The 24,706-nt window shown below is 75.0% G+C and carries 23 protein-coding genes and 2 tRNA genes; 14 read left to right on the top strand and 11 right to left on the bottom strand.

Going from position 1 to position 24,706, the window contains the following annotated elements:
* Nucleotides 1-85: 85 nt before the first annotated feature.
* Both MHY85_RS11820 and MHY85_RS11815 read right to left on the bottom strand, forming a co-directional pair.
* Nucleotides 86-841, bottom strand: a complete 756-nt coding sequence (locus MHY85_RS11820; protein WP_239196513.1) for an ABC transporter permease — start codon at nt 839-841, stop codon at nt 86-88.
* 3 nt (nt 842-844) lie between these two features.
* A complete protein-coding gene (locus MHY85_RS11815; protein ID WP_374233509.1) occupies nt 845-1,564 on the bottom strand; it encodes an ABC transporter permease in 720 nt (239 codons plus the stop codon).
* 86 nt (nt 1,565-1,650) lie between these two features.
* Here MHY85_RS11815 and MHY85_RS11810 point away from each other — a divergent pair, with 86 nt between their 5' ends.
* Both MHY85_RS11810 and MHY85_RS11805 read left to right on the top strand, forming a co-directional pair.
* A complete protein-coding gene (locus MHY85_RS11810; protein WP_239196512.1) occupies nt 1,651-2,700 on the top strand; it encodes an ABC transporter ATP-binding protein in 1,050 nt (349 codons plus the stop codon).
* Between the two features lie 10 nt (nt 2,701-2,710).
* Nucleotides 2,711-3,628, top strand: coding sequence for a hypothetical protein (locus MHY85_RS11805; RefSeq protein WP_308191373.1), 918 nt, complete (start codon nt 2,711-2,713; stop codon nt 3,626-3,628).
* 71 nt (nt 3,629-3,699) lie between these two features.
* Here MHY85_RS11805 and MHY85_RS11800 read toward each other — a convergent pair.
* The 5 genes from MHY85_RS11800 to MHY85_RS11780 all read right to left on the bottom strand — a co-directional run bounded on the left by MHY85_RS11800 (nt 3,700) and on the right by MHY85_RS11780 (nt 6,263).
* Nucleotides 3,700-3,775: transfer RNA gene (locus MHY85_RS11800), tRNA-His, on the bottom strand.
* Between the two features lie 57 nt (nt 3,776-3,832).
* Nucleotides 3,833-4,495, bottom strand: coding sequence for an oligoribonuclease (gene orn / locus MHY85_RS11795; protein WP_374233506.1), 663 nt, complete (start codon nt 4,493-4,495; stop codon nt 3,833-3,835).
* A gap of 94 nt (nt 4,496-4,589) precedes the next feature.
* Entirely contained in the window at nt 4,590-4,793 is a 204-nt protein-coding gene (locus MHY85_RS11790) for a hypothetical protein (RefSeq protein ID WP_239196511.1), read from the bottom strand.
* Between the two features lie 187 nt (nt 4,794-4,980).
* Entirely contained in the window at nt 4,981-5,643 is a 663-nt protein-coding gene (locus tag MHY85_RS11785; RefSeq protein ID WP_239196510.1) for an alpha/beta hydrolase, read from the bottom strand.
* Between the two features lie 2 nt (nt 5,644-5,645).
* Complete coding sequence (locus MHY85_RS11780; protein ID WP_239196509.1) at nt 5,646-6,263, bottom strand: NADPH-dependent F420 reductase; 618 nt, start codon at nt 6,261-6,263, stop codon at nt 5,646-5,648.
* 103 nt (nt 6,264-6,366) lie between these two features.
* On the opposite strand from MHY85_RS11780, the gene MHY85_RS11775 reads away from it, so the two are divergent.
* Nucleotides 6,367-6,891, top strand: coding sequence for a MarR family winged helix-turn-helix transcriptional regulator (locus MHY85_RS11775; protein ID WP_239196508.1), 525 nt, complete (start codon nt 6,367-6,369; stop codon nt 6,889-6,891).
* Between the two features lie 85 nt (nt 6,892-6,976).
* On the opposite strand, the gene MHY85_RS11770 is transcribed toward MHY85_RS11775, so the two are convergent.
* Nucleotides 6,977-7,378 carry a PGPGW domain-containing protein gene (locus MHY85_RS11770; RefSeq protein WP_239196507.1) on the bottom strand — a complete coding sequence of 134 codons (402 nt, stop codon included), beginning with the start codon at nt 7,376-7,378 and terminating at the stop codon, nt 6,977-6,979.
* A gap of 61 nt (nt 7,379-7,439) precedes the next feature.
* Nucleotides 7,440-8,129, bottom strand: a complete 690-nt coding sequence (locus MHY85_RS11765; protein WP_239196506.1) for a TetR/AcrR family transcriptional regulator — start codon at nt 8,127-8,129, stop codon at nt 7,440-7,442.
* A 219-nt stretch (nt 8,130-8,348) separates the two neighbouring features.
* On the opposite strand from MHY85_RS11765, the gene MHY85_RS11760 reads away from it, so the two are divergent.
* The 6 genes from MHY85_RS11760 (at nt 8,349) to MHY85_RS11735 (ending at nt 16,084) form a co-directional block, all read left to right on the top strand.
* Complete coding sequence (locus MHY85_RS11760) at nt 8,349-10,022, top strand: ABC transporter substrate-binding protein (protein WP_239196505.1); 1,674 nt, start codon at nt 8,349-8,351, stop codon at nt 10,020-10,022.
* A gap of 62 nt (nt 10,023-10,084) precedes the next feature.
* Nucleotides 10,085-10,906 (top strand): ABC transporter ATP-binding protein, encoded by an 822-nt coding sequence (locus MHY85_RS11755; protein ID WP_239196504.1) that lies wholly within the window; start codon nt 10,085-10,087, stop codon nt 10,904-10,906.
* Nucleotides 10,903-11,700 (top strand): ABC transporter ATP-binding protein, encoded by a 798-nt coding sequence (locus tag MHY85_RS11750; RefSeq protein ID WP_239196503.1) that lies wholly within the window; start codon nt 10,903-10,905, stop codon nt 11,698-11,700. The genes MHY85_RS11755 and MHY85_RS11750 overlap by 4 nt, the downstream gene beginning before the upstream one ends.
* Nucleotides 11,697-12,764, top strand: a complete 1,068-nt coding sequence (locus MHY85_RS11745; RefSeq protein WP_239196502.1) for an ABC transporter permease — start codon at nt 11,697-11,699, stop codon at nt 12,762-12,764. Before MHY85_RS11750 ends, MHY85_RS11745 begins: the two co-directional genes overlap by 4 nt.
* Before the next feature lie 3 nt (nt 12,765-12,767).
* Nucleotides 12,768-13,745 carry an ABC transporter permease gene (locus MHY85_RS11740; RefSeq protein ID WP_239196501.1) on the top strand — a complete coding sequence of 326 codons (978 nt, stop codon included), beginning with the start codon at nt 12,768-12,770 and terminating at the stop codon, nt 13,743-13,745.
* Nucleotides 13,742-16,084 carry a glycoside hydrolase family 3 N-terminal domain-containing protein gene (locus MHY85_RS11735; RefSeq protein WP_239196500.1) on the top strand — a complete coding sequence of 781 codons (2,343 nt, stop codon included), beginning with the start codon at nt 13,742-13,744 and terminating at the stop codon, nt 16,082-16,084. The genes MHY85_RS11740 and MHY85_RS11735 overlap by 4 nt, the downstream gene beginning before the upstream one ends.
* A gap of 149 nt (nt 16,085-16,233) precedes the next feature.
* On the opposite strand, the gene MHY85_RS11730 is transcribed toward MHY85_RS11735, so the two are convergent.
* Both MHY85_RS11730 and MHY85_RS11725 read right to left on the bottom strand, forming a co-directional pair.
* Nucleotides 16,234-16,686, bottom strand: a complete 453-nt coding sequence (locus tag MHY85_RS11730) for a hypothetical protein (protein ID WP_239196499.1) — start codon at nt 16,684-16,686, stop codon at nt 16,234-16,236.
* A gap of 56 nt (nt 16,687-16,742) precedes the next feature.
* Nucleotides 16,743-16,815, bottom strand: a tRNA-Arg gene (locus tag MHY85_RS11725).
* Nucleotides 16,816-16,965: 150 nt separating this feature from the next.
* Between MHY85_RS11725 and MHY85_RS11720 the strand changes: the two genes are divergently transcribed.
* From MHY85_RS11720 to MHY85_RS11700, 5 genes are all read left to right on the top strand, one after another.
* On the top strand, nt 16,966-18,657 hold the full coding sequence (locus MHY85_RS11720) for a dynamin family protein (protein ID WP_239196498.1): 1,692 nt from the start codon (nt 16,966-16,968) through the stop codon (nt 18,655-18,657).
* A complete protein-coding gene (locus tag MHY85_RS11715) occupies nt 18,654-20,138 on the top strand; it encodes a GTPase (protein ID WP_239196497.1) in 1,485 nt (494 codons plus the stop codon). Before MHY85_RS11720 ends, MHY85_RS11715 begins: the two co-directional genes overlap by 4 nt.
* A gap of 198 nt (nt 20,139-20,336) precedes the next feature.
* Entirely contained in the window at nt 20,337-20,909 is a 573-nt protein-coding gene (locus MHY85_RS11710) for a single-stranded DNA-binding protein (protein WP_239196496.1), read from the top strand.
* A gap of 142 nt (nt 20,910-21,051) precedes the next feature.
* A complete protein-coding gene (gene ettA / locus MHY85_RS11705; RefSeq protein ID WP_239196495.1) occupies nt 21,052-22,734 on the top strand; it encodes an energy-dependent translational throttle protein EttA in 1,683 nt (560 codons plus the stop codon).
* A gap of 103 nt (nt 22,735-22,837) precedes the next feature.
* Nucleotides 22,838-24,706 (top strand): dynamin family protein (locus MHY85_RS11700; RefSeq protein WP_239196494.1); only part of this gene is annotated, 1,869 nt, incomplete at its 3' end.

Below are 24,706 nucleotides of genomic sequence, written 5' to 3'. Positions count from 1 at the left end.
GGTGGGGTCGGTGGGGCGTCGGGGGCCGTCGATCATTCGACCGAGGCGGTCCGGGTGCGGCAACCGCTGCGGGCGGTCGTCGCGATCACGATCGGGTCACGGTCTGCTGGGGCCCGGCGGCGGGCTGGGCGCCGGGGCCGGCGGCGGTGCGGGGAGCGCGCCGCCGCCGACGGCCGGCGGCGGGGCGCATCGGCGCCGGCGTCAGCGCGCGCTGGACCGCGGCGAGCACGCCCTCGACGACGAGGCAGAGCCCCGCCACGAGCAGCGCCCCCGCGACCACCTGGCCGTACCGCTGCAGCGCCATGCCCTGGACGATGATGGACCCGAGGCTGCTGCCGCCGACGAGCGCCGCGAGCGGCACGGTGGCCAGCACCTGGGTGGTGGCGGTGCGCAGGCCCGCGCCCACCAGCGGCAGCGCGAGCGGCAGCTCGACCAGGACGAGCGCGCGACCCCCCGACATGCCGACGCCGCGCGCGGCGTCCCGGACGTCGGCGTCCACCTCCATCAGGCCGGTGAACGTGTTGCTCAGGATCGGCGGCACCGCGAACACGGCCACCGCGAGGACCGTCGCCGTCGCCCCGAACAGGCCGGTCGAGGCGAAGATCGTCAGCAGCGCGAACGTCGGCAGCGCGCGCGAGGTGTTCGCGGCGACCACCGTGACCACGCCGCCGCGGCGGCGGTGGCCGAGCCAGACGCCCAGCGGGAGGGCGACCAGCGCCGCGAGCAGCACGGCGAGCGCGCTGATCCGCAGGTGGTCGGCGCCCAGCGCGAGCACGCCGTCGCGGCCCGTCCAGTTCAGCGGGTCGTTCAGCCAGGTGAGGGCGTCCTGCAGCACGTCCACGGCTCAGGCCTCCCGTCCGCGCCGGGCCCACGGCGTCACCGCGCGCCCGATGAGCCAGACGACCAGGTCCAGGACCAGCGCCAGCGCCAGGCAGAGCAGCGTCGCCGTGAGGATCTCCGCGTGGTACTTGTTGTTGCGGAACCCCCGGAACATCAGCTGGCCCAGCCCGCCGTAGCCGACGACCACCCCGACGGTGACCAGCGCGACCGTGGTGACGGTCGCGAGCCGGACGCCGGCGACGATCGCGGGCAGGGCGTTGGGCAGCTCGACGGTCAGCAGGAGGCGCAGCCGGCCGTAGCCGAGCCCGCGCGCCGCGTCCCGCACGCTCTCGTCCACGCCGCCCAGCCCGACCAGCACGTTCCGCACGAGCACCAGCAGCGCGTAGACGACCAGCCCGATCAGGACCGGCGTGCGGCCGATGCCGGTCCACGGCACGAGCACGGTGAACAGGGCGAGCGAGGGGATCGTGTAGAGCACGCTGCTGGTGCCGACGATCGGCGCGGCGAGGCGGGGGCGCAGGTGGGCGAGCATCCCGAGCGGGAGGGCGATCGCGCACGCGATCAGCACCGCCTGCACCGTCAGGCCCGCGTGCTGCTCCAGCGCGTGGGAGATGTCGCCCCAGTTGCGCTGGACGTAGTCCCAGGACAGCCAGGGGTTGGCCGCGGGGTCGCCCGCGGCCGCCGCGACCTGCGCGACGGTCCCCGGGTTCTCGAGGCTGATCACCGGCCCGACGCTACCGGGCACCTCCGACAGCCGCTGCGCGGACAGGGGGCGCGCGGGTGTCGGTGCGCGCGGGTACGGTCGTCGGCATGGCCACCGCGATCGCGTTCGACCACGTCCGCAAGGCGTACGCCGACGGCACCGTCGCGGTCGGCGACCTGTCCCTCGAGGTCCGGGAGCACGAGCTGCTCGCGCTCGTCGGGCCGTCCGGCTGCGGCAAGTCGACGACGCTGCGGATGGCCAACCGTCTCGTCGAGCCGACCTCGGGCCGGATCCTGCTCGACGGCGACGACGTGACCGACGTGGACGCCGTCGCGCTCCGCCGCCGGATCGGCTACGTGATCCAGAACGTCGGCCTCTTCCCGCACCGCACCGTCGAGCAGAACGTCGGCACCGTGCCGCGGCTGCTCGGCTGGGACAAGCGGCGCACCCGCGCCCGCACGGGGGAGCTGCTGGAGCTGGTCGGCCTGGCGCCGGACCGGTACGCCCGCCGCTACCCGCACGAGCTGTCCGGCGGGGAGCGGCAGCGCGTCGGCGTCGCCCGGGCGCTCGCGACCGACCCGCCCGTCCTGCTCATGGACGAGCCGTTCGGTGCCGTCGACCCGGTCGGCCGCCGCCGGCTGCAGACCGAGTTCCGCCGCATCCAGGCCGAGCTCGGCACCACCGTGATGCTCGTCACGCACGACGTGGACGAGGCCGTGCGGCTCGCCGACCGCGTGGCGGTGCTCAGCCGCGGCGGGCACCTCGAGCAGCTCTCGGACCCGGTGCGCCTGCTCGCCGCCCCGGCGAGCCCGGCGGTCGCCGACCTGGTCGGCACCGGTGCGGCGGTCCGGCTGCTCGCCCTGGGCCGCGTCGAGCGGCGGGACCTGCTCCCCGTCGGGAGCGCCGACCCCGTCTCCGCGAACGGCCGGGCGCGGGCCGCGGTGCTCCGGGTGGGCGACCCCCTGGACGAGGCGTTCGCGGCGCTGGCCGCCGAGCCGACCGGCCGGGTCCCGGTGCACGAGGGGGACGAGGTCGTCGGGGAGCTCGACGCGCCCCGCGTGGTCGCCGCCCTGCACCGGCTGGTCGACGGTGCGCGGGACGCGGTCCCGAGCGACCGCGCGCAGGAGCACGAGCCCTCCGCGGGAGCGCGTGGGTAGTCTGCCCAGGGTGACCACTCGTATCGCCCTCGCCACCTGCGCCGCCCTGCCGGACCTCGACCCCGACGACGCGCCGCTCGTGACGGCGCTGCGGGACCGGGGCCTGGAGGTCGAGTCGCCCGTCTGGAACGCCGCCGACGTCGACTGGTCGTCGTACGACGCGGTCGTGGTCCGCTCCACGTGGGACTACACCGAGCGCCCCCGCGACTTCCGCTGGTGGACGCAGCGCGTCGCGCAGGCGTCGCGGCTGATCAACCCCGCGCAGGTGCTGACCTGGAACATCGACAAGATCTACCAGCGGGCGATGGAGGCCGCGGGGCTGCCGATCGTGCCGACCATCTGGATGGACCCGGCCCGGAACTTCAACGCCCGCGCGATCCACACCCGCTTCCCGGCCTTCGGGGACTTCGTCATCAAGCCGACGGTCAGCGCCGGCTCCCGCGACACCGGGCGGTACGCGGCGGACGAGACGCCGTCCCGCGCGCTCGCCATCCAGCACGTGAAGCGGCTCCTCGACGACGGCCGGCACGTCATGGTGCAGCGCTACCTCAAGCAGGTCGACACGGTCGGCGAGACGGCGCTGGTGTACTTCGACGGCCAGCTGTCGCACGCGGTGCGCAAGGCCCCGCTGCTCGAGGGCCCGTACCGCGAGGGGGAGACCGACGGGGTCCTGTACAAGGAGGAGGTCATGACCCCGCGCGACGCCTCCGAGGCCGAGCTCGCGCTCGGGCAGCGGGTGGTCGACGCCCTCCCGGAGCTGATCCAGGGCGTCGAGCAGCCGCTCGCGTACACCCGCGTGGACCTCATCCCGGACGACCAGGGCACCCCGGTCGTCCTGGAGCTCGAGCTGATCGAGCCGAGCTTCTTCTTCGCGCAGGCGCCCGAGGCCGTCGACCGCTTCGCGGACGCGATCACCCGCCGGCTCTGACGCCGGGGCGCGCTCGGCGCGCCGGGGACGACGAAGGGCGCCGCTCCCGGGGGGAGCGGCGCCCTTCGTGCTGGGGTGGCTAACGGGACTTGAACCCGCGACCTCCTGGACCACAACCAGGCGCTCTACCACCTGAGCTATAGCCACCACGCCCGGAGGAGACCTCCGGGGCCGTCGACAAGCATACCGGGTCCCGAGGGGTCCTCAGGACGTGGCGGACGAACGGCGGTGCGCGGCGGCCACGGAGGTCGCCTCGATCTGCGCCGCGACCGCCTTGGCCGCCTTGGAGTCCGGGCCCGGCTGCGGCACCAGCAGCGCCGCGCGGTAGTACCGCAGCTCGTCGATGCTCTCCAGGATGTCGGCGAGCGCGCGGTGGCCGCCGTGCTTCTGCGGCGAGGAGAAGTACACCCGCGGGTACCAGCGGCGGGCGAGCTCCTTGATGGAGGAGACGTCGATCACGCGGTAGTGCAGGTGGCCGATCAGCTCGGGCATGTCGCGGTCGAGGAACACCTTGTCGGTGCCGACCGAGTTGCCCGCGAGCGGGGCCTTGCCGGGCTCGGGCACGTGCTCGCGGATGTACGCGAGCACCTGGGCCTGCGCGTCCTCCAGCGTGGTGCCCGTCGCGAGCGCGTCGAGCAGGCCGGAGCCGGTGTGCATGTCGCGGACGAAGTCGCCCATCTGGGCCAGCGCCTCGGCCGGCGGGGCGATGACGACGTCGACGCCCTCGCCCAGCACGTTGAGCTCCGAGTCGGTCACGACGGCCGCGACCTCGACGAGCGCGTCCTGGACGGAGTCCAGGCCGGTCATCTCGCAGTCGATCCAGACGATCCGGTCGGCGCTGCCGTTGCCGTTGCTCAGGGTGCTCACGTGCTCAGGGTACGGGTGAGCCCGCCGGACGGGTGTCCGGCGGGCTCACCGGTGCGGTGCGAGCGGCGCCGGGGCGGCACGGGGGCCGGCCCGGTCAGCGGATCGCGGCGACCGTCGTGGTCGCCGGCAGCAGGGCCCGCAGGCGCGGCTGCCGGAAGCGTTCCGGCGGTCGACCGCGGGTCTCGCCGTCGGGTCTGACCGCGGCGCGCCGGGCGGCGTGCCGGGACAGGAGGCGGGCGGTCTCGATGCGCTCGCGGTGGTCGGCCTGGATCAGGTCGAACGTGGCGGTGGGGTGCATGGTGGGTGGGTCCTTCGAACGTTCCGGGAGGGGCCTGGCCGGGCCCCGGGACTCACCGCGCGGTGAGCAGAACGCTCCCACCCCCACCGGGTGCGGGTCACGCGTTTATCGGACGCCGAGGTCGAGGGTTCGCCGGCCCGGAGCCGCCTGGAACCCTCGACCTCGACGGGAACCCTCGACCTCGGCGTCAGTGCACCGCCAGGGTGCGGGAGAGGAACGCCGCGACGTCCGCCAGGACGCGGGCGTCGATGCCGTGGGCCAGGCCGGGGTGCTCGCGGTGCTCCAGCGCCGTGTGCGACGCCAGCCACGCGGCCGTCCGCGTCGTGGCGTCCTGCGGGATCACCGGGTCCGCGTCGCCGTGGCCGAGCAGGACCGGCACCCGCGGGTCCCGCGCGGCCAGCGCCGCGTCGCCCGGCTCCTCGGCGTCCAGCGCGAACCCCGACAGCACGACCGCCGCCGCGAACCGGTCGGGCCGCGCACGGAGCAGCTGCGTCGCCATCAGCCCGCCCTGGGAGAACCCGAGCAGCGCGACCGGACGGTCCCCGACGCGGGCGTCGCCGTCGAGCCACGCCAGCAGCGCGTCGGCGCCCGCCCGGACGCGCGCCGGGTCCGGGCGCCCCGGGGTCGCCAGCGGCGCCCACGCGAACCCCGGCCCGCCGAGCAGCGGCCCCCGCGGCGCGGCCAGGGCGAGTCCGCCGGGCAGGTGCGGGGCGAGCCCGAGCAGGTCGCCCTCGTGCGAGCCGTAGCCGTGCAGCAGCACGAGCAGCGGCGCGTCCGGCCCCGGGGCGGCGCCGGGGGTCTGCGCCCACCGGGCCGCCGCGGGGTCGACCGCGAGCGCGTCAGCGGTCACGCTCAGCGCTCGAGGGCGAAGCCGGACGTCCAGGACGTCTGCTCCGCCGCGGCGAGGGTCATCTGCAGGAAGCCGAGCGCCTCGAGCTCGTGCGCCCGCTTGAGCGAGCCCGCGTCGACGGCGCGCAGGCCGCCGGCCTCGACGACCCCGGCCAGCGCGGCCTTGGCGTCCGCGTCGTCGCCCGCGATCAGCACGGTCGTCGGCAGGGAGCCGACCGTGCCGGGGGCCAGCGTCGCGGCGAAGTTCGTGCTGAACGCCTTCAGCACCCGGGCCCGGGGCAGCAGCGCGGCGAGCTCGGCCGTCGCCGACGACCCGGCCGGGACGACCAGGGAGTCGAAGGTCGCGAAGTCGACGGGGTTGGTGGTCTCGACGACCACGCGGCCCGCGAAGCCGTCGGGGTACTGCGCCGCGACCTCGGCGAGGGCCGGGTAGGGGAGGGCGAGCACGACGACGTCGCCGGTCACGGGGTCGCCCACCGTGCCGGCGGTCACGGCCGGGTCCACGGCGGCGGCCTTGGCGGCGTCGCGGGCGAGCACCTGCACGTCGGCACCGGCCTTCAGCGCCAGGCGCGCCACCGCGCCGCCGATGTTGCCCGCCCCGATGATGGTCACGCTGGTCATGTCTGCTCCTCGATGGGTCGCTCTGCGGCAACCGACATGTTGTCGCTTCAACCAACGTACGACTTCCAGGTTGAAGCGTCAACCATTGGCTAGGATGTCCGGCATGACCGACGACACCCGCTGGCTCAGCGCGCGCGAGCTGCAGGCCTGGATGCGGCTGGAGGCGGTCGCCGAGCTGCTGCCGGCCGCGCTCGACCACCAGCTGCAGCGCGACGCCGACCTGTCGCACTACGACTACCTGGTGCTGGCGAAGCTCTCCGAGGCGCCCGACCGCACGCTGCGCATGAGCGGCCTCGCGGCCAGCACGAACGCCACACTGCCCCGGCTGTCGCACGTCGCGGCCCGCCTCGAGGCGCGCGGCTTCCTCACGCGCACCCGGGACGAGGGGGACCGGCGCGCGACGCTCGCCACGCTGACCGAGGAGGGCTGGCGGAAGGTGGTCGCCACGGCGCCGACGCACGTCGCGGAGGTGCGCCGGCTGGTCGTGGACCGGCTGACGCCGGAGCAGGTCGACCAGCTCGACGCGATCGCGCTCGCGGTGCTGGGCGCGCTCGACCCGGACAACCGTCTGCAGGCGCAGAACCCGGTGGTCGACCCGGCGGACGCCTGCGGCAACGCGGCGGGCTGATCCCCACCCGGTCGTCGCGCCGCCCGCCGATCGACCCGGTGGCCGCGGGACGATCGGGTGGGAACCGTGGGCCGCGCGCGCCGGGTCAGGCCGCCGGTGCTCCCCGGCGCGCGGCGGCGCGGCGGGCGCGGCGCTCGCGGAACGCGCGCCAGGACCGCAGCACCAGCGCCTTGAGCCGGTGGTTGAACCGCTGGATCACGGCGAACTCGGTGCCCAGGATGCCGAGCCCGAGGAAGATCGCGAGCCAGCCCGGCCCGGGCAGCACCAGCATCGCGAGGCCGGCGAGCACCACGGTCACGCCGACGACCGTCACGACGACCTTGTAGGTCAGCCGCAGCCACGGCCGGCTGTCCAGCCGGGCGCGCAGCCGGGCCAGGGCGCGGTGCGCGCCGGTGTCGGTGCGCTCGCCGGCGGCGATCTCGGCGGCGAGGCCCTCGGCCGGTGCGGGGCCCGCGGGTCCGGCGCCGTCGGGGGTCGGTGTCGTCATGCCAGCAACGACGAGCGGGCCGCCCGCTTTGTTCCCGGCGGCGGAGGCGAGGCCCCGTCCGTCACGCCTCCGCGCTCCGCGTGCCGGCGGCCCCCGCAGCACCGGTGCCGGGCCCCGCGTCGCCGAGCGGCGACGGGCGCGGGTCCAGCACCGCCGACACCAGCGCCTCGATCGCGAACGCGCTCGCCTCGGCCAGCTCCACGTCGTCCCGCGCCAGCAGCCACTGCACCTGCAGCCCGTCCATCACGGCCAGGATGGACGCGGCCGCGCGGTCGACCGTCGCGGGCACGGTGATCCCGCGCTCGGCGCAGACGTCCTCGAACGCGTCGCGGAGGTCCTGGCGCAGGGTGCGGTACCGCTCCTCGAAGTACGCCCGCCCGGGGTGGCCCTCGGTCACCGACTCCGCGGACAGCACCGCGTAGGCCTGGACGATGCCGTGGCGGCTCTCGTTGGCGAACGCGGTGCGCACCAGGTGCCGGAACCGGTCCATCCCGTCCGGCATCCGCTGGTCCTGCAGCCCTTCGACGTCGGTGCGGTCGCGGAACTTGAGGACCTCCACGAGGAGCTGGTCCTTGGACCCGAAGTGGTGCAGGATCCCCGCGTGCGTCATGCCGACCTGGTCGGCGATCTCCGTGAGCGGCCCCCGGTTGTAACCCTTGGCGCCGAAGGTGGCGGTGGCGGCACGGAGGATCTCGGTGCGCTTGGCCAGGGTCTCCGGCCGGGCCCGGGGGACGTGCCTCGTGGTGCTCATCCGTTCCTCACATCCTCGTGTCGCGCTCCTCGGCGCGCGGCCAACCCTAGTGGCGCCGACCGCGGCCACGACCCCGCGGGTCACGACTTGGTCACGGCTGCGTCGGAGGGCTGGAAGCAACTTACTGACAGTGTAGTAACGTGCCGGCCAGCGCGATCGCGACGACGCGGCGCGACCTCACAGGTGCCCGTGCGGGCGCCTCGTTTCGAAGGAGAAACCATGAGGGTGAAGTTCCCGGCGATCGCGCTCGGCCTGGCCGCCGCGCTGGCGCTGACGGCCTGCTCCGGAGAGTCGGGGGGCGGGGAGAGCACCTCGACGGGCGGGGGTGGTGCCGCGCTGACCATCGCGAAGCCCGACGGCGCCATCACCACCGAGTCGAACAACCCGTTCCTCGGGGACAGCTCGGCCAGCATGTACGGCTACCGCTACGCCATGTTCGAGACGATGGCGCTCGTCAACACCGCGGACCCCACCGTCGTGACCCCGCGCCTCGCCTCGAGCGTGGAGTGGAACGCGGACTACACCGAGCTCACGGTCACCGCCCGCGAGGGAGTGACGTGGCACGACGGCGAGCCGTTCACCATCGACGACATCGTCGGCACGTTCGACATGTACCTCGACGGCCGGCTCACCGACACCGCCGCGCTGGACTACCTGGGCGCCGACGTCGACGGGGACTCGGCGACGCTGAAGTTCGGCAACTCCAAGTTCGTCAAGCGGGGCACGGTGCTGCACGTCCCGATCGTCCCGAAGCACATCTGGGACACCCTCGACGACCCCTCGACCGCGGCGCTCACCGGGGAGGGCGAGGCCATCGGGACCGGCCCGTACGTCCTGTCGAGCTGGTCGACGGAGTCGGTGACGCTCACGGCCAACCCGGACTACTGGGACGGCGAGCTGGCGGTCCCCGAGCTGCACTACGTCTCCTACGGCGACAACTCCGCGCTGGCCACGGCCCTGAGCACCGGCGAGGCGGACTGGGCGCAGGCGTTCCTGCCGCAGGTCCAGGAGACCTTCCTCGACAAGGACCCGGCCAACCGCTACCTGGTCACCCCGACCGCCGGCGCGGGGACGCTGTTCCTCAACCTGACCCGCAAGCCCTTCGACGACGTCGCGCTGCGCCAGGCGCTCGCGTGGACCGTCGACCGCGAGGCCTACGTCGAGATCGCCCGGGAGGGCGCCTCGGCCGTCGTCGACTCGGTGACCGGCCTCGGCCCGTCGCTGGAGCAGGACGTCGTCGACGAGTTCGCGGGCGAGACCTACGAGGTCGACCTCGACAAGGCGCAGACCATCCTGGAGGACGCCGGCTACACGGGTGTCGGGGACAAGCTCGTGGACCCCGACGGCGAGCCGGTCACGTTCTCGATCTCGGTCCCGGCCGGGTGGACCGACTGGAACACCGAGCAGGCGCTGCTCTCCGAGCAGATGAAGGAGCTCGGCATCGAGGTCACGATCGACCAGCCCGACTGGGGCGGCTGGGACGAGGCCCGCAAGACGGGCAACTTCGACGCGATCATCCACTGGCTCGACGGCGAGGGCGCCTGGGGCGTCTACGACTCGATCATGGGCACCCGCTGGATCACGACCGACGACGCCGGCGTCGAGAACGCCGACTTCAACTTCGGGCGGTACAGCGACCCCGAGGTCGACGCGGCGCTGAACACCTACGCGAGCACCGACAACGACGCCGACCGTGCCGCCGCGATGACCACGCTGCAGCAGGCGTTCGTCCGGGACGTCCCGGCGATCCCGCTGGGCTCGCACCCGCTGCTGGGCCTGTTCAACGAGCGCAGCTACACGGGCTGGCCGACCGAGGAGGACATGTACGCCTCCGCGGACCCGACCCAGCCCGAGGTCGCCCTCGTCCTGAGCACCCTCGAGCCCACCGAGTGATCCCGTGCCGGGGGGCGGCCGTCGGCCGCCCCCCCGGCGCCCCACGCAAGGAGACCCCCCAGATGAGCGACCCCCTCCTGTCGGTCCGGGACTTCTCGGTCCGGTACGAGACCGCCGCACCCGTGGACGCGGTCCGGGACGTGTCCCTCACCGTCCACCGCGGCGAGGTCCTCGGGCTCGCCGGCGAGTCCGGCTGCGGCAAGACCACCCTGGCCTACGGCGTCCAGCGCCTGCTCAAGCCCCCGGCCGTCATCCCGGGCGGCTCGGTCACCTGGCACGACGCCGACGGCACCGACACCGACCTCCTCGCCCTGGACGCCGCCGCGCTGCGCGCGTTCCGGTGGGACAAGATCTCCATGGTGTTCCAGGGCGCGATGAGCGCCCTGAACCCGGTGGCGACGGTCGGCGCCCAGCTCGCCGACGTCTTCGAGGTGCACCGGCCCGCGATGTCCCGGGCGGAGCGCACCGCCGCGGTCGTCGAGCTGCTCGAGATCGTCAAGGTCGGCGCGGCCCGCATCAAGAGCTACCCGCACGAGCTGTCCGGCGGGATGCGCCAGCGCATCATGATCGCCATGGCGCTCGCGCTGCGCCCGCAGCTCGTCGTCATGGACGAGCCGACGACGGCGCTGGACGTGCTGGTGCAGCGGGAGATCCTGCGGGAGATCACGAGCCTGCGCGAGGCGTTCGGGTTCTCGGTCGTCTTCATCACCCACGACCTGCCGCTGCTGCTCGAGATCTCCGACCGCATCGCGGTCATGCGGGCCGGGCAGATCGTCGAGCTCGACACCGCGGCGAACATCTGGTTCCGGCCGCAGCACGACTACACCAAGACCCTGCTGTCGTCGTTCCCCCGGCTGACGGCCGAGCGGACGGTGAACCGATGACCTCGATCGACGTCCAGGGCGTCTCCAAGACCTACCGCGTCCGCGGGGCGGGGTCGATCGACGCGCTGTCCGACGTGTCCTTCACGCTGTCGAGCGGGCAGACCATCGGCATGGTGGGCCAGTCCGGCTCCGGCAAGTCGACCGTCGCCAAGATCCTCACCCAGATGGAGCGGCCCACCAGCGGGCAGGTGCTCCTCGACGGCGAGCCGATCCCGACCCGGGGCGCGGCGCTGCGCGCCTACCGCCAGCAGTTGCGCATGGTCTTCCAGGACCCGTTCGCGTCGCTGAACCCGTACCACTCGATCCGACACCACGTGGAGCGCCCCCTGGTGCTGTCCGGGGTCGTGCCGCCCGGGGAGGTCGACGCCGAGGTGCACCGCCTGCTGGACAAGGTCCAGCTGGACGCCGGGGTCGTCGACCGCCGGCCGCACGAGCTGTCCGGCGGCCAGCGGCAGCGGGTGGCCATCGCCCGGGCCCTGGCACCGCGCCCGGCCCTGCTCGTCGCGGACGAGCCGGTCTCGATGCTCGACGTGTCCCTGCGGATGGGGGTGCTGTCCCTTCTGTCCGACATCCAGGCCGAGGACGGGCTGGGGGTGCTCTACATCACCCACGACCTCGCCACGGCCCGGTACTTCTCGGACGAGATCATCGTGCTCAACCAGGGTCGGGTCGTCGAGCACGGCTCGGCCGACGACGTCATCCTGCGCCCGCAGCACCCGTACACCCGGGAGCTCCGCGAGGCGTCCCCGGACCCGGAGTCCTTCTTCGCCGATCACGTGGGAGGTGTGCGATGACGACCATCAGCAGCCCGGAGACCGACGTGGTCGCCGACGGCACGACCGCGACCCGGGCCACGAGGACCAGGGCGCGGGTGCCCTGGCGGTTCATCGGCCGGCGCGTCGCGTTCTACCTGTTCACCCTGTGGGCCGCGATCACGATCAACTTCTTCGTGCCGCGCCTGATGAAGGGCGACGCGGTCGACAACTACCTCGCCCGCAACCGCGGGATGTCCCCGGAGACGGCCGATGCGCTGCGCGCCCTGCTCGGCCTGGACTCCGACCGGACGCTGTGGCAGCAGTACGTCGACTACCTAGGGATGCTCGCCCGCGGCGACCTCGGCATCGCCATCACCCACGGCCTGCAGCCGGTCGGCGAGGTCATCGCGAACGCGCTGCCGTGGACCGTCGGCCTGATCGGGCTGGCGACGGTGCTGTCCTTCGTGATCGGCACCGTCGGGGGAGCGGTGGTCGGCTGGCGGCGCGGGTCGCGGCTGGACGCCCTCATCCCGGTCACGACCTTCCTGTCGACCGTCCCGTACTTCTGGATCGGGCTGATGGCGATCTCGGTCTTCGCCGTCACGCTCGGCTGGTTCCCCATCGGCAAGGCCTACGGGATCGGCACCACGCCCGGCCTGTCGATGGAGTTCCTCGGGGAGGTGGTCAAGCACGGGACGCTGCCGCTGGCCACGATCGTCGTCGCCTCGCTCGGCGGCTGGATGCTCGGGATGCGCAACATGATGCTCACCGTCCTCGACGAGGACTACGTCACCGTCGCGCAGGCCAAGGGCATGCCGAACCGGCGCGTCCTGTGGCGCTACGCCGCGCGCAACGCCGTCCTGCCGCAGATCCAGTCGTTCGCCCTGTCGATCGGCTTCATCGTCGGCGGCGCGATCATCGTCGAGCAGGTCTTCTCCTACCCGGGCGTCGGCAAGATGCTCCTCGACGCCACGAACGCCAAGGACTACGCGCTCATGCAGGGCGGCTTCCTGGTGATCGTGCTGGCCGTCCTGGTCGCCAACATCCTGGCCGACGTCGCCTACGCCGTCCTCGATCCCCGTACCCGCCAGTCGGAGGCCTGAGAGATGTCGATCACCCCCCTCACCCCCCGGGGCCGCGGCGCCCGGCTCGGCGCGTCGTTCGCGGTGTTCCGCAACACCAAGTCGGTCACCGGCCTGGCCATTCTGGCGGTGTTCGTGGTCGTCGCCGTCTTCGCCGACCAGCTCGCCCCGTTCTCGCCGACGCAGATCGACGCGACCGCCCGGCTGCAGCCGCCGAGCGGCACGCACTGGTTCGGCACCACCCACCTCGGCGAGGACGTCCTCAGCCAGGTGATCTACGGCACCCGCGGCGTGGTCGTCGTCGGCGCCCTGACCTCGCTCATCTCGATGGCGATCGCCCTCGTGATCGGGGTCCTCGCCGGCTACCTGCCGGGGTGGCGGTCCGAGGCGCTGTCCGCCCTGGCGAACGTCTTCCTCGTCATCCCGGGCATCCCGATCCTCATCATCATCGCCTCGCGGTTCACCAACCCGCCGCTGTGGGTGGTCGCCGCGATCCTCGGGATCCTCGGCTGGGGGTGGGGCGCGCGCGTGCTGCGGGCGCAGACGATGTCGCTGCGCAACCGGGACTTCGTGCAGGCCGCGAAGCTCAACGGCGAACCGCTGCGCCGCATCATCGGGGTCGAGATGCTGCCCAACCTCACCGCCCTGATCGCGTCGTCGTTCGTCGGCTCGGTCACCGCGGCGATCCTCGGCCTGACCACCCTGTCCTACATCGGCGTCATCCCGGTCAACGCGTACAACTGGGGCACCATCCTGAACTGGGCCTCGGCCCAGGGCGCCTTCACCCAGAACCAGTGGTGGTGGTTCCTGCCGCCCGGGCTCTGCATCGCCGCGATCGGCGTCGCCCTGGCACTGTTGAACTTCGGCATCGACGAGTACATCAACCCACGCCTGCGCTCCGCCGGAGAGCTCGCCCGCGCCATGCGGCGCAAGGGCCTCGACACCACCGACGGCGTCACCGCCGTCACCCCGCACACGACGCAAGGATCGACCACCAGATGAACGCCACGTCCCTCGACGCCCGCTACCTCGACGCCGGCCTCCCCGTCGCCGACCGCGTGCAGGACCTGCTCGCCCGGATGACCGTCGAGGAGAAGGTCGGGCAGATGCTCCAGCTCGACGCCCGGGGCGACTACGCGGACGACATCCTGCACAAGCACGTGGGGTCGATCCTGCACGCGTCGCCCGAGCGGCTGGCGCACGCCCACGACCTGACGGCCGAGACCCGGCTGCGCATCCCGCTCCTGGTCGGCGAGGACTGCATCCACGGGCACTCGTTCTTCGTCGGGTCGACGATCTTCCCGACCCAGCTCGGCATGGCGGCGTCCTGGGACGTCGACCTCGTCGAGCAGGTCGCCCGGGTCACCGCCCGCGAGGTCGCCACCACCGGCGTGCACTGGACGTTCAGCCCGGTGCTCTGCATCGCCCGCGACCTGCGCTGGGGCCGCGTGGACGAGACGTTCGGCGAGGACCCGTTCCTCATCGGCGAGCTCGCCTCCGCGATGGTCCGCGGCTACCAGGGCGCCGGCCTCGACGACCCGACGGCGATCCTCGCGACCGCCAAGCACTTCGCCGGGTACTCCGAGACCCAGGGCGGGCGCGACGCGTCGGAGGCGGACATCTCGCGGCGCAAGCTCCGGTCCTGGTTCCTGCCGCCGTTCGAGCGGGTCGCCCGCGAGGGCTGCGCCACGTTCATGCTCGGCTACCAGACCATGGACGGCGTGCCGATCACGGTCAACGACTGGCTGCTGAACGACGTGCTCCGCGGTGAGTGGGGCTACACCGGCACCCTCATCACCGACTGGGACAACGTCGGCCGCATGGTCTGGGAGCAGAAGGTCCAGCCCGACTACGCGCACGCCGCCGCGGCCGCGGTCAAGGCGGGCAACGACATGGTCATGACGACGCCGGGCTTCTTCGCCGGGGCGCTCGAGGCCATCGAGTCCGGGCTGCTCGCGGAGGCCGAGCTGGACGCCGCCGTGAGCCGCATCCTCACGCTGAAGTTCCGGCTGGGGCTGTTCGAGGACCCGCGCCGGCCGTCCGCCTCGGCGCAGGCGACCGTCGTGGGGGCGGCGGAGCACGCGGACCTCAACCTGGACGTCGCGCGGCGCTCGCTGGTGCTGCTGCGGAACACCGGCGTGCTGCCGCTGGCCGGCGGCTTCGCGGGGGTGCCGGGGGCCGCCGCGCGGGCGTCCGACGGCGGCGGGGTCCCGGCGCCCGGGGCGCTGCGGGCCTCGGGGGGCGACGACACCCCGCGCCGCGTGGCGGTCGTGGGCCCGCTCGCGGACGACCACGAGGCGCACCTCGGCGACTGGGCCGGCAACTCCGGCCAGGCCGACTGGCTGCCGGACGGCCACCCGCGCGACATGATCGTGACGATCCTGGACGGCCTGCGGGCCGCGGCGCCCGTCGGCTGGGCCGTGTCGCACAGCCGGGGCGCCGACATCCTCGACCTGGTGCCGGACCCGGCGGGGGAGCTCTACCCCGACGGCCAGCCCCGCCCGAAGATCGGCGTGCCGTGCCCGCCCGACGCGGCGCTCGTCGCCGACGCCGTGGCCGCCGCCGAGGACGCGGACTACGTCGTGGCCGTGGTGGGGGACCAGATCCAGCTCGTGGGCGAGGGCCGGTCGACGGCGACGCTCGAGCTGGTCGGTGGCCAGGTCGCCCTGCTCGACGCGCTCGCCGCCACGGGCAAGCCGCTGGTCGTGGTGCTGCTGGCGTCCAAGCCGCTGGTGCTGCCGCCGTCGGTCGCGTCGGCCGACGCGGTGCTCTGGGTCGCGAACCCGGGCATGCAGGGCGGGCAGGCGGTCGCCGAGGTGCTGCTCGGGCTCACCGAGCCGTCCGGCCGGCTGCCGATCTCGTTCGCCCGGCACGCCGGCCAGCAGCCGACGTACTACAACCAGATCCGCGGCCAGCACGGCGACCGGTACGCCGACCTCACCCAGGAGCCGGCGTTCGTGTTCGGCGAGGGGCTGTCGTACACCACCGTCGAGTACGCGGACCTGCGGCTGGACCGCTCCGTCGCGGCGGTGGGCGACACCGTGCGGGCGACGGTGACGCTCACCAACACCGGTGCGCGGCCGGCGCGGGAGACGGTGCAGCTCTACGTGTCCGACGCGGTGACCTCGGTGTCCTGGGCGGACAAGGAGCTCAAGGCGTACGCCCAGGCGGACGTCGCGCCGGGGTCGTCCGTGGAGGTGACGGTGGACCTGGCGGTGGCGGACTGCACGATCGTCGACGCCGCCGGGCGGCGGGTCGTGGAGCCGGGGCGGTTCGACGTGCTGGTGGGCCGGTCCTCGCGGGACGCGGACCTGCTGCGGGCGGCGTTCGAGGTGCGCTGACCCGCGCCGAGCCGCGCCGCCGGGCGGCGGCGCGGGTACCGGGACGCCCCGGCGCCCGCGCCGAGTGGGCATCCGACACGTCGAGTGTGCATTCCCCGGATGCACACTCGACGTGTCGCTTGCGCACTGGGCGACCGGGGTGGCGCTCGTCAGAACGCGGCGCGGATCAGCGCCACGACCGCGACGTAGAGCAGCACGGCCCCGGCGACCGCGCACAGCGCCCCCGCCCAGCCGCGCGCCGGGGTCGTCGCCCGGCGGAGCTGGCGGGCCGCTGCCCACGCCGCCCCGGCGCCGAGCCCGGCCCCGACGCCGCCGCCGGCCAGCGACAGCAGCAGGAGCGGCCCGAGCAGCAGCCACGCGCCCCGGGGCAGCGGCCGGTCCAGCGGCACCCGCTCGTCCCCGACCGCCAGCACCGGCAGCAGTCCCCGCCAGTCGAACGAGATGGTGACGACCCGCTCCCCGTCGGGCGCCGCGAGCCGGTACCGCCCGAACCGGTCCCGGGGCAGCTCCGCGCCGTCGGCGAGCACCCGCGGCGCCGAGCCCCACGGCCGCTCCACGACCAGGTCACGGTCGAGGACGTGGACCCGGACCTGCGGCGGCATGGTCGCAGTGTGGCGCGCGGGAGGCGGGCGCGCACGCGCAGGGGCGGGTGTCCGGGTGCCCCCAGCAGGACTCGAACCTGCAACCGACGGATTAGAAGGCCGTTGCTCTATCCATTGAGCTATGGAGGCGTCGCCGGGCGCCGCACGGGGCCGCGCGACCGGCGCACCCAGGGTACGCGCCACCGGTGACCCGGCCCGGCGCCCCGCGTGACGAAGTCGTCGCAGGTCACACGGCGCGGACGTTTGGCCGCCTCCCCGTTCACACGAGAGGATGACGGTGTGAACGTGCAGGCGGAGAGCTCGGCGGCGCGGGATGTCCTCGACCGGCCGCTCGCCGCGACGTCCCTGCTCGACGCTTTGACCGACCTCCTGCGCGACGTGCGGGCGACCGAGTTCCCGCTCGAGGTGCCCGGCGTGGGCGCCGCGCGGGCGTCGCGCACCCGGCTGGTCGACCAGCTCGCGGACCACCTGGTGCCGCGGCTGCGGCAGCTGTCGGCGCCGGCGATCGTCGTGGTCGCGGGGTCGACCGGGGCGGGCAAGTCGACGCTGGTGAACTCGCTGGTGGGCACCGAGGTGACCACCGCCGGCGTGCTGCGGCCGACGACGCGCCGCCCGGTGCTGGTGCACCACCCCGACGACGCCGAGCTGGTGCGCGAGCACCCCGTGACCGACGCCCTGGAGATCGTGGCGTCGGAGCGGGTGCCGCGCGGCATCGCGCTGATGGACGCGCCCGACGTCGACTCCGTGGAGGAGGCGAACCGGCGTTCGGCGCACCGGCTGCTGGAGGCGGCCGACCTGTGGCTGTTCGTCACGACCGCCGCCCGGTACGGCGATGCGCTGCCCTGGCGGGTGCTCACCGGCGCGACCGAGCGCGGCGCGTCCGTGGCGATGGTGCTCAACCGCGTCGACCCGGCGTCGCTGCCGACGGTCCGCGGGGACCTGCTGGACCGGCTCCGCTCGCACGGGATGCAGGGCTCGCCGCTGTTCGTGGTGCCGGACCTCGGGCCGCACGAGGGGCTGATGGACGCGGGGCTGGTCGCGCCGATCACCCGCTGGCTGACCATGCTCGCCGGGGCGGACCGGGCGCGGACCGTCGTCGCCCGGACGCTGCGCGGGTCGTTCGCCGCGCTGCGGCCGTGGGTGGACGAGCTCGTCGACGCGGTGGAACGGCAGGCCGAGGCGGCGACGGCGGTGCGCGCCGCCCTCGACGACGCCGTGCGCGCACCGGCGGAGGACGCGCGCCGCACCATCACGCGCGGCGCCGTCGCGCAGGGCGCGGTGCAGGCGCGCTGGACCGAGCTGACCGCGCCGGGCGCGGCGCTCGCGGACGTGCTGAAGGGCGGCGGGCGGGTCGACCGGTCGCGCCGGGCCGGCCGGGACCGCGCGGCGGCGGTCATGCCGCTGGTGCAGGACCTGGTGTCGTCGGCGAGCTCGACGCTGTCGGCCGTCGGCGCCGCGACCGAGACCGCGCTGCGCGACGCCCTGGCCGCCGGCCCGGCGGGCGCGACGACCCTCGCGGGCGACTGGTCGGCCGCCGACCGGGCCGCGGACCGGCCGCGCGAGGTCGAGCGCGCCGCCCGGGACTGGGTCGGCGGGGCGGTCGAGGTGCTGACCGCCGACCCGGCGACCCCCGCCCCGGCGGGCGACGACCGCACCGCGAAGCGCGTCGCCGCCAAGGCCGCCAAGCGGGCCGCCGCCGCGCAGCGCGCCCTCGGCGACGAGGGGCTGGCCGCGCTGGCGCTGGCGTCGGCCGCCGGGCTGGAGGCGGCCGACCGGATGCTGGTCGACCTGCTCGGCGAGCGCGGCACCGCCGTGGCGGGGACGCTGCGCGACCGGCTCGCGCAGCACGCCGCCGACCAGGCGGGTCGCGAGCGGGACGCGGCCGCCGCCGTGCTGGACCGCCCGGCGCTCGCACCGGACGCCGCGTCGACGCTGCGGCTGCGGCTGGCCGTGATCAAGGGGCTGACATGACCGACTCCCGCGGCGACACCGCCGCGCTCACCAAGCGCCTGGCGCGGCTGGACGAGGCGCTGGCGGTCGGCGGCGACCGCCTCGACCCGGCCGTGGCGACGCGCGTGCGGGGGATCGGCGACCAGGTGCGGACCCGGCTCGCGCTGGGGGTGGACCACACGGTCGTCGCCCTGCTCGGCGGCACCGGCTCCGGCAAGTCGAGCCTGTTCAACGAGATCTGCGGGCTCGAGTTCGCCGAGGTCGGCGTGAAGCGCCCCACCACCTCCCAGCCGACCGCCTGCGTGTGGGGCGGAGGCGGGGAGAAGCTGCTCGACTGGCTCGACGTCGCCGACGACCGCCGGATCGAGCGGGAGAGCGCCCTCGACGGCGACACCGAGGCGCCGCTGCGCGGCCTCGTGCTGCTCGACCTGCCGGACCACGACTCGATCGAGGACGCGCACCGCGAGGCCGTCGACCGGCTGCTGCCGATGGCCGACCTGCTGATCTGGGTCGTCGACCCGCAGAAGTACGCGGACGACTCGCTGCACTCGGGCTACCTCCAGGGCCTGGTGGGGCACGAGGGGGCGATGCTCGTCGTGCTCAACCAGGTGGACACCGTGCCGGCCGAGCAGCGGGAGGCGCTGGTCGCCGACGTCGCGCGGCTGCTGGCCGCCGACGGGCTCACCGGCGTCGAGGTGCGCAGCACGTCCGCCCGCACCGGCGAGGGGGTCGCCGAGATGCGGGACACGCTCGCCGAGGTCGTCGGGCGGCAGAGCCTCGCGGCGCGGCGCGCGTCCGCCGAGATCGCCGACGCCGCGCGGCTCGTGCAGGGCGAGGTCGGCGACGCGGAGCCGCCGTCCGAGGCGCTGGACGTGACGCCCGTCGCGGTGACGCTCGCGCACGCGGCGGGGCTGCCCGCGCTGGCGGACGCGGTCGCGGCGGTGGTGCGGGGGAGCGCGACGACGGTCCCGGAGCTGGTGTCGGTGCAGGAGGGCGCGGTCGCGCTGGCGCGCGGCCAGTGGACCGACGCGGTCACCGCGCGGCTGCCGCGCCGGTGGGTCGAGGCGGTGCGCGGCGCCCTCGCCGGCACCGAGGAGATCCGCTCGGCGGCCGACGAGGCGCTGTCCCGGGTGGCCGTCGTCACCCGCCGGTCGCGGCTCGCCGTGACGCTGCTGGTGCTGGCGGTCGTGCTCGGCGTCGGCGCGCTGGCCGCTGGTGGCGCGGGCGCGTGGCGCACCTGGGGGTCGGGCACCGGCCCGGAGGACCTGCTCCGGCTGGGCTGGCCGGCGGCGGCCGTGCTGGCCGTGCTCGCTGTGCTGTGCGCGTGGCTCGCGGTGCGGGCCCGGCGCGCGGCGGCGGGTCGCCGGGCCGAGCGGGTGCGCCGGGACGGGCGGGAGGCGCTCGAGGGCGTGGCGCGCCGGTGCCTGGCGGAGCCGACGGCGGCGGTGCTGGCAGAGCACCGGCGGGTGCGGGAGCTGGCCGCGGGGGCGCGGGAGGGCTGAGGCCGGGCGACCGACCGGGCGGGGTGCCGCTGCGCGCCGGTGCCCCGCGATCACGGGGCGCCGAGTCCTCCACAGGCCGGGCGCGGTGCGTCGTCCCCAGGTGCGCGGGCTGCGCCGGGAGCCGCCGAGGTCGCGGCGGGCAGCGTGGTGCCCACGGCCGGCCCGCACGGGCGCCGGCCCCGGGCACCAGGAGGACGCATGGCGGTCAACGAGCTCACGGTCACGGTGGTCGGCTGGGTCGGCAGCGACCCGGTCCGGTACACCGGCGACGACGGGCAGGTCCCGTTCACCAAGTTCCGGGTGGCCAGCACCCCCCGGGTGTACGACCGGGACCAGGACGGGTACGTGGACGCCGACACCAGCTGGTTCACCGTCAAGACGTTCCGGCACCTCGCGCTCAACGTCGCCGAGTCGGTGCGCCGGGGCGAGCCGGTGGTCGTGCACGGCCGGCTCCGGCTGGTCGACTGGGTGGCGCCCGACGGGCGGCCGCGGACCACCGCCGAGCTGACCGCCGACGCCGTGGGGCACGACCTGTCCCGCGGGACCACGCGGTTCATGCGGACGGTGCACGCGCCCGGGCGCGCGGCGGCCGCCGACGCGGACGGGCGGGCCGTGCCACCGGAGACCGAGGACGGGGCGGACGACGGCGGCGCCGGCGTCGGCGGCCCGGGCGCGGAGGTGGTGGACGTGAGCCGGGCGTTCGAGCTCGCGGACGACGACCCGCTGCCCGGGGACGTCCCGACCGGGACGGTGCAGGCGCTGCCGGCCTGAGCCGGCGCCGGAGCCGGCGGGCGGCCGCGCGGTCCCGGCGGCGGGGATCGCCTAGGCTGGGGGACTGCGCGCCGCCCGGCACCCGCGTGGTCGCCCGGCGCGCGACACCGGAACCGACGACCCCGAGGCGGACGAGAAGCCAGTGGCTGAGTTCATCTACAGCATGTACAAGGCGCGGAAGGCGCACGGCGACAAGGTCATCCTCGACGACGTCTCGCTGAACTTCCTGCCCGGCGCCAAGATCGGCGTCGTCGGGCCGAACGGCGCGGGCAAGTCGACCATCCTCAAGATCATGGCCGGGCTGGACCAGCCGTCCAACGGCGAGGCGCGCCTCAGCCCCGGCTACACGGTCGGCATCCTCCAGCAGGAGCCGCCGCTGAACGAGGAGAAGACCGTCCTGGGCAACGTCCAGGAGGGCGTCGCCGAGATCAAGGGCAAGATCGACCGGTTCAACGAGATCTCCGCCCTCATGGCGGAGCCCGACGCGGACTTCGACGCGCTGCTCGCCGAGATGGGCCAGCTGCAGGAGGCCATCGACGCCGCCGACGCCTGGGACCTCGACGCCCAGCTCGAGCAGGCGATGGACGCCCTGCGCTGCCCGCCGCCGGACGCCGACGTGTCGGTGCTGTCCGGTGGTGAGCGCCGCCGCGTCGCGCTCTGCAAGCTCCTGCTCGAGAAGCCCGACCTGCTGCTGCTCGACGAGCCCACCAACCACCTCGACGCCGAGAGCGTGCTCTGGCTCGAGCAGCACCTGGCCACCTACCCCGGCGCCGTCCTGGCGGTCACCCACGACCGGTACTTCCTGGACCATGTCGCGGAGTGGATCTGCGAGGTCGACCGCGGCCGGCTGTACCCGTACGAGGGCAACTACTCCACCTACCTGGAGAAGAAGGCCGCCCGCATGGAGGTGCAGGGCAAGAAGGACGCCAAGCTCGCCAAGCGCCTCAAGGACGAGCTCGAGTGGGTGCGGTCCTCGGCGAAGGGCCGCCAGGCCAAGTCGAAGGCGCGTCTGGCCCGCTACGAGGAGATGGCGGCGGAGGCCGACCGGACCCGCAAGCTCGACTTCGAGGAGATCCAGATCCCGCCGGGCCCGCGCCTGGGCAGCGTCGTGCTGGAGGCCGAGAAGCTCGAGAAGGGCTTCGGCGACCGCGTCCTCATCGACGGGCTGTCGTTCACGCTGCCGCGCAACGGCATCGTCGGCGTCATCGGCCCGAACGGCGTCGGTAAGACCACGCTGTTCAAGACGATCGTGGGCCTCGAGCCGCTCGACGGCGGCTCGCTCAAGGTCGGCGAGACGGTGTCCGTGTCGTACGTCGACCAGTCGCGCGGCGGCATCGACCCCAAGAAGACGCTCTTCGAGGTCGTGTCCGACGGGCTCGACTTCATCAAGGTCGGCAACGTCGAGATGCCCTCGCGCGCCTACGTCGCCTCGTTCGGCTTCAAGGGCCCGGACCAGCAGAAGCCCGCGGGCGTGCTGTCCGGCGGCGAGCGCAACCGGCTCAACCTCGCGCTCACCCTCAAGCAGGGCGGCAACCTGCTGCTGCTCGACGAGCCGACTAACGACCTCGACGTCGAGACCCTCGGCTCGCTGGAGAACGCCCTGCTGGAGTTCCCCGGCTGCGCCGTCGTGGTGTCCCACGACCGGTGGTTCCTCGACCGGGTGGCGACGCACATCCTGGCCTACGAGGGCACCGAGGAGAACCCGGCGAACTGGTACTGGTTCGAGGGCAACTTCGCCTCGTACGAGGAGAACAAGGTCTCGCGGCTCGGTGCCGACGCCGCCCGCCCGCACCGCGTCACCTACCGCAAGCTCACGCGCGACTGACGCACCCCGCGCACCGCACGGACCGGCCGTCGCCCCCTACCCGGGGGCGGCGGCCGGCCCGTCTCCCGGGGCGGGCGACCGCGCCGGGCGGCAGGATGGGCGGATGGCCGACGACACGCCTGTGACGAGCCCCGGCGCGGTGACCGGCGCGGACGCCGCGCTCGGCGACGCCCTGGAGCGGTTGCGCGCCCGGCTCCGCGACCTCGCGCTGCCGCTCGACGCCCCGGGGTCGGCCCAGGCCAGCGCCGACCGCCGGGCCGCGCTCGACCAGCTCGACGACTACCTGCTGCCGCGGCTCCGTTCCGTCGGCGCGCCGCTGCTCGTCGTCGTCGGCGGCTCCACCGGGGCGGGGAAGTCGACCCTGGTGAACTCGTTGCTCGGCGAGCGGGTCAGCGATCCCGGCGTGCTGCGCCCCACGACGCGGTCGCCGGTGCTGGTGCACCACCCGCTCGACGGCGGCTGGTTCGCCGGCGACCGGGTGCTGCCGGGGCTCGCGCGCCTGGCGGGGGACCGGGGGCTCGGCGACGGCAGCGCCGCCGAGCCCGGTGCCGCTGCCGTGCGCCTGGTCCCGAGCGGCGCCCTGCCCCGCGGCCTCGCCCTGCTCGACGCACCCGACGTGGACTCGGTCGAGGAGGCCAACCGCCGGCTCGCGGCCCAGCTGCTCGCCGCCGCCGATCTGTGGCTGTTCGTCACGACGGCCGCCCGGTACGCCGACGCGGTGCCGTGGGACCTGCTGCACACCGCCGCCGAGCGGCACGCGCAGGTCGCGCTGGTCGTCGACCGGGTGGACCCCGGCTCCGAGGCGGCGGTCGAGGACCTGCGCCGGATGCTCGACGCGAACGGCCTCGCCGGCGCGCCGCTGTTCCCGGTGCCCGAGGGCACGGGACCGGACGGCCTGCTCCCGGAGGAGGCGGTCGGCGCGGTCGCCGCCTGGCTGTCGGACCTCGGCGGCGACGCGGCCGCCCGGCGCGCGGTGGCGGTGGCGACCCGGGACGGGGTCGTGGACGACCTGGCGCGCCGGGGGCTGGCGCTCGCGCAGGCGGCCGACGGCCAGGTGGTCGCGGACGCCCGGCTCCGGGACGCGGTGACGCGCGCCTACGCGGAGGCGGCGACGCAGGTCGCGGCGGCGACGTCCGACGGTGCGATGCTCCGCGGCGAGGTGCTGGCGCGCTGGCAGGAGCTCGTCGGGACCGGCGACCTGCTGCGGTCCGTCGAGCGCGGGGTGGGACGGGTACGGGACGCCGTCGTCGGGTTCGTCCGCGGCCGGCCCGCGGCGACCCCGCCGGTCGAGCAGGCGATCGCGCACGGGCTCGCGGCCGTCGTGCTGGACGCGGCCGACGCCGCGGCCGAGCGCACGCACGCGGCGTGGCGGGGCGACCCGTCCGGGGCCGCGCTGCTGCCGGACCTCGGGCTGTCCCGGTCCTCGGCGACCCTGCGGGCCGAGGTGGATGCCGAGATCCGGGCCTGGCAGTCCGACGTCCTGGCGCTGGTCGGCGAGCAGGGCGCGCAGCGGCGCGGCACGGCCCGCGCGCTGTCGTTCGGCGTCAACGCGCTCGGCGTCAGCCTGATGGTGCTGGCGTTCGCCTCGACCGGCGGGCTGACCGGGATCGAGGTCGGCATCGCGGGCGGCACCGCCGTCGTCGCGCAGAAGCTGCTGGAGGCGGTGTTCGGGGACGACGCGGTGCGCCGGCTGACCGCGGAGGCGCGCGAGCGGCTCGACGCCCGGGTGCGCGGGGTCCTCGCCGGCGAGGCGGCGCGGTACACCTCGCAGCTCGACGCGCTGGTGGTGACGGGCGGCGACGCGCTCCGGGCCGCGGCGCAGGCGGTCGAGGACGCGGCGCGGGCCGAGCGGGCGGAGCGCGCGGCGGCGGGGCTCACGCCGGGCGGGCCCGCGGCGGGCGACCGGGCGGCGGGCGGTGCGCCCGTGCCGGGAGCGCCGGGCGGTGCCGCGCGCGATGCCGACCTCGATCCC

Source organism: Cellulomonas sp. ACRRI (assembly GCF_022346185.1).
GTDB lineage: Bacteria > Actinomycetota > Actinomycetes > Actinomycetales > Cellulomonadaceae > Cellulomonas.
Note: the sequence above shows the minus strand (reverse complement) of the source record. Positions and strands in the feature narration are given on the sequence as shown.